The organism is Escherichia sp. MOD1-EC6021, from assembly GCF_002965245.1.
GTDB classification, from domain to species: Bacteria; Pseudomonadota; Gammaproteobacteria; order Enterobacterales; family Enterobacteriaceae; genus Escherichia; species Escherichia coli_F.
The window spans coordinates 140,609-150,251 of record NZ_PTRU01000013.1; the positions used below are offsets into that span (position 1 = coordinate 140,609).

Here is a 9,643-nt window from a genome sequence, read left to right on the forward strand (position 1 = left end):
TCAAGGAGCTAAAAATGGACGTTGATGTGTCAACCAGTGTTGCGGGTAATAAACCGCAACGGATTCGTCGTATTCAGACAGTAACGCTGGTTTTATTATTTATGGCGGGGATCGTTAATTTCCTCGACCGTTCGTCATTGAGCGTGGCAGGCGAAGCGATTCGTGGCGAGTTAGGATTATCGGCGACAGAATTTGGCGTTTTGCTTTCTGCATTTTCTCTGTCTTATGGTTTTTCACAACTCCCTTCCGGTATTTTGCTAGACCGCTTTGGCCCACGAATAGTTTTAGGCGCAGGCTTAATATTCTGGTCATTAATGCAGGCATTAACAGGAATGGTTAATTCTTTTAGCCACTTTATTTTAATGCGTATCGGTCTGGGTATTGGCGAAGCGCCATTTATGCCTGCGGGAGTAAAGTCGATCACCGACTGGTATGCGCAAAAAGAACGCGGCACGGCGCTGGGGATTTTTAACTCATCTACCGTTATCGGTCAGGCTATTGCGCCTCCTGCTCTTGTATTGATGCAGCTGGCATGGGGCTGGCGGGCAATGTTCGTCATCATCGGCGTGGCGGGGATTCTGGTTGGGATCTGTTGGTACGCGTGGTATCGCAACCGGGCGCAGTTTGTCCTGACCGACGAAGAACGGACCTATCTCTCCGCGCCGGTTAAACCGCGTCCACAATTACAATTTAGCGAGTGGCTGGCGCTGTTTAAGCATCGGACAACCTGGGGGATGATTTTAGGTTTCTCTGGCGTCAATTATACCGGTTGGCTCTACATCGCGTGGTTACCCGGTTATTTACAAGCCGAGCAAGGCTTCAGTCTGGCGAAAACCGGTTGGGTGGCGGCGATTCCTTTCCTCGCGGCGGCGGTCGGGATGTGGGTTAACGGTATTGTTGTCGATCGGCTGGCGAAAAAAGGCTACGACCTGGCGAAGACGCGTAAAACGGCTATTGTCTGCGGTTTGATGATGTCGGCATTAGGCACGTTGCTGGTCGTGCAATCCTCCTCGCCAGCCCAGGCTGTAGCGTTTATCTCAATGGCGCTGTTCTGCGTGCATTTCGCGGGAACATCTGCATGGGGACTGGTGCAGGTGATGGTGTCAGAAACAAAAGTGGCTTCCATCGCCGGGATTCAAAACTTTGGCAGTTTTGTTTTTGCTTCCTTTGCTCCGATCGTAACCGGTTGGGTAGTGGATACCACGCACTCGTTTAATCTGGCGCTGGTTATCGCGGCCTGTGTGACGTTCACCGGGGCGCTGTGTTACTTCTTTATTGTCAAAGATCGGATTGAGTAACTGTTACTATCAGGCTTTCTTGCTGTGGGCCTGTAGAATAAAAAAAAGCGGATCCTGGAGATCCGCAAAAGTTCACGTTGGCTTTAGTTATTCGAGTTGAGAAACTCTTGAAACGGGCAGTGACTTCAAGGGTTAAAAGAGGTGCCGCTCCGTTTCTGTGAGCAATTATCAGTCAGAATGCTTGATAGGGATAATCGTTCATTGCTATTCTACCTATCGCCATGAACTATCGTGGCGATGGAGGATGGATAATGAATATTCGTGATCTTGAGTACCTGGTGGCATTGGCTGAACACCGCCATTTTCGGCGTGCGGCAGATTCCTGCCACGTTAGCCAGCCGACGCTTAGCGGGCAAATTCGTAAGCTGGAAGATGAGCTGGGCGTGATGTTGCTGGAGCGGACCAGCCGTAAAGTGTTATTCACCCAGGCGGGAATGCTGCTGGTGGATCAGGCGCGTACCGTGCTGCGTGAGGTGAAAGTCCTTAAAGAGATGGCAAGCCAGCAGGGTGAGACGATGTCCGGACCGCTGCATATTGGTTTGATTCCCACGGTTGGGCCTTACCTGTTACCGCATATTATCCCGATGCTGCACCAGACCTTTCCAAAGCTGGAAATGTATCTGCATGAAGCACAGACCCACCAGTTACTGGCGCAACTGGACAGCGGCAAACTCGATTGCGTGATCCTCGCGCTGGTGAAAGAGAGCGAAGCATTCATTGAAGTGCCGTTGTTTGATGAGCCAATGTTGCTGGCTATCTATGAAGATCACCCGTGGGCGAACCGCGAATGCGTACCGATGGCCGATCTGGCAGGGGAAAAACTGCTGATGCTGGAAGATGGTCACTGTTTGCGCGATCAGGCAATGGGGTTCTGCTTTGAAGCCGGGGCGGATGAAGATACACACTTCCGCGCGACCAGCCTGGAAACTCTGCGCAACATGGTGGCGGCAGGTAGCGGGATCACTTTACTGCCTGCACTGGCTGTGCCGCCGGAGCGCAAACGCGATGGGGTTGTTTATTTGCCGTGTATTAAGCCGGAACCACGCCGCACTATTGGCCTGGTTTATCGTCCGGGCTCACCGCTGCGCAGCCGCTATGAGCAGCTGGCAGAGGCCATCCGCGCAAGAATGGATGGCCATTTCGATAAAGTGTTAAAACAGGCGGTTTAAACCGTTTAACGCGGCTACCCGATAGGCTTCCGCCATCGTCGGGTAGTTAAAGGTGGTGTTGACGAAGTACTCAATAGTGTTGCCGCCACCTTTCTGTTCCATAATCGCCTGACCGATATGAATAATTTCGGCAGCGCGCTCGCCAAAGCAGTGAATGCCCAGAATCTCTTTTGTTTCCCGATGGAACAAAATTTTCAGCGTGCCCACGTTCATGCCGACGATTTGTGCGCGTGCCAGATGTTTGAACTGGGCGCGGCCCACTTCATATGGCACTTTCATCGCGGTCAGCTGCTGTTCGGTTTTGCCCACAGAGCTGATTTCCGGGATGGTGTAAATACCGGTAGGGATATCTTCAATCAGATGTGCGGTGGCTTCGCCTTTCACCAGCGCCTGCGCGGCAATGCGCCCCTGGTCATAGGCCGCCGACGCCAGGCTCGGATAACCAATCACGTCGCCCACCGCGTAAACGTGTGGCTGTGCGGTCTGATACATGCTGTTGACCTTCAGCTGTCCACGACTGTCAGTTTCCAGCCCAATGTTCTGTAACGCCAGCGAATCGGTATTACCGGTACGACCGTTGGCATAGAGAAGACAGTCGGCTTTCAGCTTTTTGCCCGACTTCAGATGCATAATCACACCGTCGTCACAGCCTTCGATCTTTTCGTACTCTTCGTTGTGACGAATCACTACGCCACTGTTCCAGAAGTGATAGGAGAGAGAATCTGACATCTCCTGATCGAGAAACGCCAGCAGACGATCGCGGGTGTTGATCAGATCCACTTTTACATCCATACCGCGGAAGATCGACGCATATTCACAGCCGATCACTCCAGCACCATAGATAAGTACATGGCGCGGTTCGTGGTGCATGCTAAGAATTGAGTCGCTGTCGTAAATGCGTGGATGGGTGAAATCAACATCTGTTGGATGATAAGGGCGAGAACCACAGGCAATAACAAATTTTTCAGCGGTTAGTGTTTCGACGCTGCCGTCCGGGCAATCCAGCGCCAACGTATGCTCGTCAACAAAGCGAGCGTTCCCCTGCAATATTTCACAGTGATTACGTTCGTAAAATCCCTGACGCATGCGCGTTTGTTGATTAATCACGTTATCGGCATGGTTAAGGATATCGGCAAAAGAAGAGCGGAGCAGTCGCGAATGGTCGCTGTAAAGTGGGTTTTGATTGAATTCTATAATGCGGCTGACGGCGTGACGGAGAGCTTTCGACGGGATGGTGCCCCAGTGGGTGCAACCGCCGCCAACATTTTGATAACGCTCGATAACTGCGACGCGCGCACCTTGCTTAACCAGGCCCATTGCAGCGCCTTCGCCGCCGGGGCCGGAACCTATTACTATGGCATCGTAATCGTAGGAATGTGGCATGGTAGGGCTTACCTGTTCTTATACATAAAAGCAACAGAATGGTAACATTTTATCGCGGGTAAGCCAATTGATCCCCGTCATTTATCTGGCTATATCGTGAGCGGCCTTTGCTTTGTCTGTTTCTTACTTTTGCCTTGAACGTTTTATTGGATTTTTATCGCCAATACTCACCGTTTAAGCGGCAGGTTTCCGATGTTCGTAAAAGAACCAGCCAAAGAATTGCAGTAAATATGTTTTATTGCGTTACGGTTCATTCACAACACTGGAGCAATCCAGTATGTTCATTCTCTGGTATAGTGCCAGCAGTACTTTTGGCAAGGATTCAGACATCGTGATGGGCGTAAGAGCGCAACAAAAAGAAAAAACCCGCCGTTCGTTGGTGGAAGCCGCATTTAGCCAATTAAGTGCTGAACGCAGCTTCGCCAGCCTGAGTTTGCGTGAAGTGGCGCGTGAAGCGGGCATTGCTCCCACCTCTTTTTACCGGCATTTCCGCGACGTAGACGAACTGGGTCTGACCATGGTTGATGAGAGCGGTTTAATGCTACGCCAACTCATGCGCCAGGCGCGTCAGCGTATCGCCAAAGGCGGGAGTGTGATCCGCACCTCGGTCTCCACATTTATGGAGTTCATCGGTAATAATCCTAACGCCTTCCGGTTATTATTGCGGGAACGCTCCGGCACCTCCGCTGCGTTTCGTGCCGCCGTTGCGCGTGAAATTCAGCACTTCATTGCGGAACTTGCGGACTATCTGGAACTCGAAAACCATATGCCGCGTGCGTTTACTGAAGCGCAAGCCGAAGCCATGGTGACGATTGTCTTCAGTGCGGGGGCCGAGGCGTTGGACGTCGGCATCGAACAACGTCGGCAATTAGAAGAGCGACTGGTACTGCAACTGCGAATGATTTCGAAAGGGGCTTATTACTGGTATCGCCGTGAACAAGAGAAAACCGCAATTATTCCGGGAAATGTGAAGGACGAGTAATGAAACAAGCAAATCAAGATAGAGGTACGCTGCTGCTGGCGCTGGTGGCTGGCTTATCGATTAATGGTACTTTCGCAGCGCTGTTTAGCTCCATTGTGCCATTTTCTGTATTCCCGATTATTTCCCTGGTGCTGACGGTTTACTGCCTGCATCAACGTTATCTTAATCGCACTATGCCGGTAGGCTTGCCGGGTCTGGCAGCTGCCTGTTTTATTCTCGGCGTTCTGCTGTATAGCACTGTGGTTCGTGCGGAATATCCGGATATCGGTTCTAACTTCTTCCCGGCAGTACTGTCCGTCATTATGGTGTTCTGGATTGGCGCGAAGATGCGTAACCGTAAGCAGGAAGTTGCTGAGTAATCGGTATCATGCCGGATGCTGGCGCATCCGGCATAGGTTTTACTTCGCGGTCAGTAATACGCCGCACTCCATATGGTGCGTGTAGGGGAACTGATCAAATAGAGCCAGACGTTCAACCTTGTGCGTCTGGCTTAATGTTTCCAGATTCTTGCATAACGTTTCCGGATTGCAGGAGATATACAGAATACGTGGATACGCCTGCACCATTTTCTCGGTTTCACTGTCCAGACCGCTGCGCGGCGGGTCGACAAAAATGGTTTCGCATTGATAACTCTTTAAATCGATCCCTTGCAAGCGGTTAAACTCGCGCACACCCTTCATCGCCTGAGTAAATTCTTCTGCCGCCATACGAATAATTTGTACGTTATCAATATGGTTAGCGGCAATGTTGTATTGCGCGGCAGCGACTGAAGGCTTGGCGATTTCGGTGGCTAATACCCGATCAAAATTGCGCGCCAGGGCTAATGAGAAGTTACCGTTGCCGCAGTACAGCTCCAGTAAATCGCCTTTTGAGCCTTTGGTGACGTCCAGCGCCCATTCCAGCATCTGAATATTCATCGCCGCGTTCGGCTGGGTAAAGCTGTTTTCTACCTGACGGTAGATCATCTCTTTCCCTGCGACCGGCAGACGTTCGTCGATGTAATCCTGGTCCAGCGCGATTTTGGTTTTCGTTGCCCGACCAATCAGATGCACATTTAAATTTTGTGCGCGCAACGCATCGCGCAGAGCTTCCGCCTGCTGACGCCATTCGTCATCCAGCTTTTTATGGTACAGCAGGGAAACCACCGCCTGATTACTCAACGTAGTGAGGTAATCAATCTGGAATAGCTTGTGGCGCAGAACGGGATTATTACGCACACCCGTAATCATCGCCGTCATCAACTGGTTGATGAGTTCACTGGCAGCGGGGAAGCTATCTACACGGATGCGGCTTTTGGTTTGTTGATCGAAAATGATGTGGTACAGGTCATCGCCATCGTGCCAGATGCGGAACTCCGCACGCATCCGGTAATGACTGACCGGCGAGCGAAACACTTCCGGAACCAGGTCAGAAAACGGCGCCATCATACTTTGCAAACGTACCACTTTTTCGGCTAACTGCGCTTCATACTGTTCTGTTGGAAGGTGTTCGGGGGTCATGATGTATCCTGAAAATGAAATGTACGCGGCGATTGTAGGGATTGCTCATCAGATGTCCAGATCTTGATGTATTCCTATTTGTGAGCTACGTCTGGACAGCAACTTGTTACAACCTGTAGCATCCACTCGCCGGTCCTGTGAGTTAATAGGGAATCCAGTGCAAATCTGGAGCTGACGCGCAGCGGTAAGGAAAGGTGCGATGATTGCGTTATGCGGACACTGCCATCCGGTGGGAAGTCATCATCTCTTAGTATTTTATATACCCCTCCAAGCCCGAAGACCTGCCGGCTAACGTCGCATCTGGTTCTCATCATCGCGTAATATTGATGAAGCCTGCGGCATCCTTCTTCTATTGTGGATGCTTTACAATGATTAAAAAAGCTTCGCTGCTGACGGCGTGTTCCGTCACGGCATTTTCCGCTTGGGCACAGGATACCAGCCCGGATACTCTCGTCGTTACTGCTAACCGTTTTCAGCAACCGGTCAATACGGTTCTGGCTCCGACGGATATTGTCACGCGTGAGGATATCGAACGCTGGCAATCCAGAACTGTTCTGGATGTGATGCGCCGCTTGCCTGGCGTTGATGTCGCACAGAATGGTGGTATGGGGCAGAGTTCTTCTCTTTTTATCCGGGGAACTGAAGCGAAACACGTTCTGGTGTTAGTCGATGGCATTCCAGTAGCACGCCCTGGTATTTCGAATAACTCAGAGATTGACCAGATCCCGGTCTCGCTGGTCCAGCGTATCGAATATATCCGCGGTCCGCGCTCGGCAGTTTATGGCTCTGGCGCGATTGGTGGTGTTGTCAACATCATTACTATGACGAATGAAGAGCGTTCGCAGATTAATATCGGTATTGGTTCGAAAGGTTACCAGCAATACGATGGTACTTACCGTCAGCGTTTTGGTGACACGGTCGTGACTGCTGCAGGGGCTTATCAAACGACCAAAGGTTTCAACATCCAGCCATACTCAAGCTATAGCGGAGATAGCGATCGCGATGGTTATCGCAACAAGCTGTTCTGGGGCGGAATTGAGCACAAATTTAACGATCAGTTTGATGGTTACTTCCGTGGTTATGGTTATGCCAGTAATGCTGATTACGACCAGGGGAACTGGGGATATGATGGCGGCAATGACGAGCATCAAAATTATACGCAGTCGTGGGATACGGGGTTGCGTTTTAATTCGGGGATCTATTCTTCTCAGCTGGTTGCAAATTATCAGCGCATTAAGGACTACAACTACAGCAGTCAGGCTAGACGTTACGCGTCAGGTTATACTCTTGATGATATGGAGCAACGTTATATCCAGTGGGGTAACAATGTCATTGTTGGACATGGTGCTATCAGCGCAGGAGCGGACTGGAAACAGGAAAAACTGATGTCCTTCGGTGCTTATGGCACAGATAACTATAAGCGCAACAACACCGGGCTTTATCTGACCGGGCAGCAGCAAATTGACAACGTCACGCTGGAAGCCTCTGGTCGTGAGGATCACGATGGTCAGTTCGGCTGGCATGGTACTTGGCAAACGGCGGCAGGATGGCAGTTTGTTGATAATTACAAAGTAACGCTTTCCTATGGAACAGGTTTCCTGGCTCCTTCGCTTGGTCAACAATTTGGCGCAGAGCGATTCGGTATTGCTTCTAACCCTAATTTGAAGCCAGAAGAATCTAAGCAATGGGAGGCTGGATTAGAAGGCCTAACCGGTCCAGTTGACTGGCGCTTGTCGACCTATCACTACAAAATCCAGAATCTGATTGACTACAACAAAAATACCTATTTTAACGTCAAATCCGCGACAATTAAGGGCCTTGAATGGACGGGTAATCTCATAACTGGTCCAGTCGATCATCGTTTGACGTTGCAGTATGTTGACCCCCGCGATGATGAAACTGATCAGCAACTCTATCGTCGCGCAAAACAGCAGGTAAAATATGAGTTGAGCGGTGAGATTTATGAGCTTGGATGGGATGTTACGTATCAGTACATCGGTGAGCGATACGATTACGACTTTGACAATGCCCGTAGGGTGAAAATGGGGGGACTGAGTGTGTGGGATCTTGCGGTTGCGTATCCGGTCACCTCTCACCTGACAGTTCGTGGTAAAATAGCCAACCTGTTCGACAAAGATTATGAGACAGTCTATGGCTACCAAACTGCAGGACGGGAATACACCTTGTCTGGCAGCTACACCTTCTGAACCACGTCCCACCGTGCTGGTGTTTGACTCCGGCGTTGGTGGGTTGTCGGTCTATGACGAGATCCGGCATCTCTTACCGGATCTCCATTACATTTATGCTTTCGATAACGTCGCTTTCCCGTATGGCGAAAAAAGCGAAGAGTTTATTGTTGAGCGAGTGGTGGCAATTGTCACCGCAGTGCAAGAACGCTATCCCCTTGCGCTGGCAGTGGTCGCTTGCAACACCGCCAGTACCGTTTCACTTCCTGCATTACGCGAGAAGTTTGCGTTCCCGGTTGTCGGTGTCGTTCCGGCAATTAAGCCAGCGGCACGTCTGACAGCTAATGGCATTGTCGGATTACTGGCAACCCGCGGAACAGTTAAACGTTCTTATACTCATGAGCTGATCACGCGTTTCGCTAATGAATGCCAGATAGAAATGCTGGGCTCGGCAGAGATGGTTGAGTTGGCTGAAGCGAAGCTGCATGGCGAAGATGTTTCTCTGGATGCGCTAAAACGTATCTTGCGTCCGTGGTTAAGAATGAAAGAGCCGCCAGATACCGTTGTACTGGGGTGTACCCATTTCCCTCTACTACAAGAAGAACTGTTACAGGTACTGCCAGAGGGAACACGGCTGGTGGATTCAGGCGCTGCGATTGCTCGCCGAACGGCCTGGTTGTTAGAACATGAAGCCCCGGATGCAAAATCCGCCGATGCGAATATTGCCTTTTGCATGGACATGACGCCAGAAGCTGAACAGTTATTACCCGTTTTACAGCGTTACGGCTTCAAAACGCTCGAAAAACTGGCAGTTTCAGACTGATTTGGTTGAATGTTGCGCATTCGGAAAATTATTTTAAATTTCCTCTTGTCAGGCCGGAATAACTCCCTATAATGCGCCACCACTGACACGGAACAACGGCAAACACGCCGCCGGGTCAGCGAGGTTCTCCTGAGAATCTCGACAGAGAAAAGCAAAAAAATGCTTGACTCTGTAGCGGGAAAGCGTATTATGCACACCCCGCGCCGCTGAGAAAAAGCGAAGCGGCACTGCTCTTTAACAATTTATCAGACAATCTGTGTGGGCACTCGAAGATACGGATTCTTAACGTCGCAAGACGAAAAA

At 50.6% G+C, this 9,643-nt stretch carries 8 protein-coding genes and 1 riboswitch; of the genes, 6 read left to right on the forward strand and 2 right to left on the reverse strand.

The genetic code is table 11. From position 1 onward, the window contains the following. The first annotated feature begins 14 nt into the window (after positions 1 to 14). Positions 15 to 1,298: an MFS transporter gene (locus tag BEB54_RS16280; RefSeq protein ID WP_000382176.1), complete on the forward strand. Its 1,284-nt coding sequence runs from the start codon at positions 15 to 17 to the stop codon at positions 1,296 to 1,298. 251 nt (positions 1,299 to 1,549) lie between these two features. After that, complete coding sequence (gene oxyR / locus BEB54_RS16285; RefSeq protein ID WP_001025939.1) at positions 1,550 to 2,467, forward strand: DNA-binding transcriptional regulator OxyR; 918 nt, start codon at positions 1,550 to 1,552, stop codon at positions 2,465 to 2,467. On the opposite strand, the gene sthA is transcribed toward oxyR, so the two are convergent. After that, a complete protein-coding gene (gene sthA / locus BEB54_RS16290) occupies positions 2,450 to 3,850 on the reverse strand; it encodes a Si-specific NAD(P)(+) transhydrogenase (protein WP_001120810.1) in 1,401 nt (466 codons plus the stop codon). The two genes, oxyR and sthA, sit on opposite strands and share 18 nt — an antisense overlap. Positions 3,851 to 4,181: 331 nt before the next feature. On the opposite strand from sthA, the gene fabR reads away from it, so the two are divergent. Together fabR and BEB54_RS16305 are read left to right on the forward strand one after the other, a co-directional pair. Next, entirely contained in the window at positions 4,182 to 4,832 is a 651-nt protein-coding gene (gene fabR / locus BEB54_RS16300; protein WP_123057348.1) for an HTH-type transcriptional repressor FabR, read from the forward strand. Further along, positions 4,832 to 5,191, forward strand: a complete 360-nt coding sequence (locus tag BEB54_RS16305) for a YijD family membrane protein (protein WP_000806411.1) — start codon at positions 4,832 to 4,834, stop codon at positions 5,189 to 5,191. The genes fabR and BEB54_RS16305 overlap by 1 nt, the downstream gene beginning before the upstream one ends. A gap of 39 nt (positions 5,192 to 5,230) precedes the next feature. On the opposite strand, the gene trmA is transcribed toward BEB54_RS16305, so the two are convergent. Next, a complete protein-coding gene (gene trmA, locus BEB54_RS16310) occupies positions 5,231 to 6,331 on the reverse strand; it encodes a tRNA (uridine(54)-C5)-methyltransferase TrmA (RefSeq protein ID WP_088542112.1) in 1,101 nt (366 codons plus the stop codon). Positions 6,332 to 6,444: 113 nt separating this feature from the next. Further along, positions 6,445 to 6,634: riboswitch (cobalamin riboswitch) on the forward strand. Positions 6,635 to 6,699: 65 nt separating this feature from the next. Here trmA and btuB point away from each other — a divergent pair. Both btuB and murI read left to right on the forward strand, forming a co-directional pair. Next, positions 6,700 to 8,538, forward strand: coding sequence for a TonB-dependent vitamin B12 receptor BtuB (gene btuB, locus BEB54_RS16315; protein WP_088542111.1), 1,839 nt, complete (start codon positions 6,700 to 6,702; stop codon positions 8,536 to 8,538). Then, positions 8,483 to 9,340 (forward strand): glutamate racemase, encoded by an 858-nt coding sequence (gene murI, locus BEB54_RS16320; protein WP_088542110.1) that lies wholly within the window; start codon positions 8,483 to 8,485, stop codon positions 9,338 to 9,340. Before btuB ends, murI begins: the two co-directional genes overlap by 56 nt. Positions 9,341 to 9,643 lie beyond the last annotated feature (303 nt).

Coding starts and splice junctions, on each gene's coding strand:
- BEB54_RS16280 (WP_000382176.1), top strand. CDS start 15: ATGGACGTTGATGTGTCAACCAGTGTTGCGGGTAATAAACCGCAACGG.
- oxyR (WP_001025939.1), top strand. CDS start 1,550: ATGAATATTCGTGATCTTGAGTACCTGGTGGCATTGGCTGAACACCGC.
- sthA (WP_001120810.1), bottom strand. CDS start 3,850: ATGCCACATTCCTACGATTACGATGCCATAGTAATAGGTTCCGGCCCC.
- BEB54_RS16305 (WP_000806411.1), top strand. CDS start 4,832: ATGAAACAAGCAAATCAAGATAGAGGTACGCTGCTGCTGGCGCTGGTG.
- trmA (WP_088542112.1), bottom strand. CDS start 6,331: ATGACCCCCGAACACCTTCCAACAGAACAGTATGAAGCGCAGTTAGCC.
- btuB (WP_088542111.1), top strand. CDS start 6,700: ATGATTAAAAAAGCTTCGCTGCTGACGGCGTGTTCCGTCACGGCATTT.
- murI (WP_088542110.1), top strand. CDS start 8,483: ATGGCTACCAAACTGCAGGACGGGAATACACCTTGTCTGGCAGCTACA.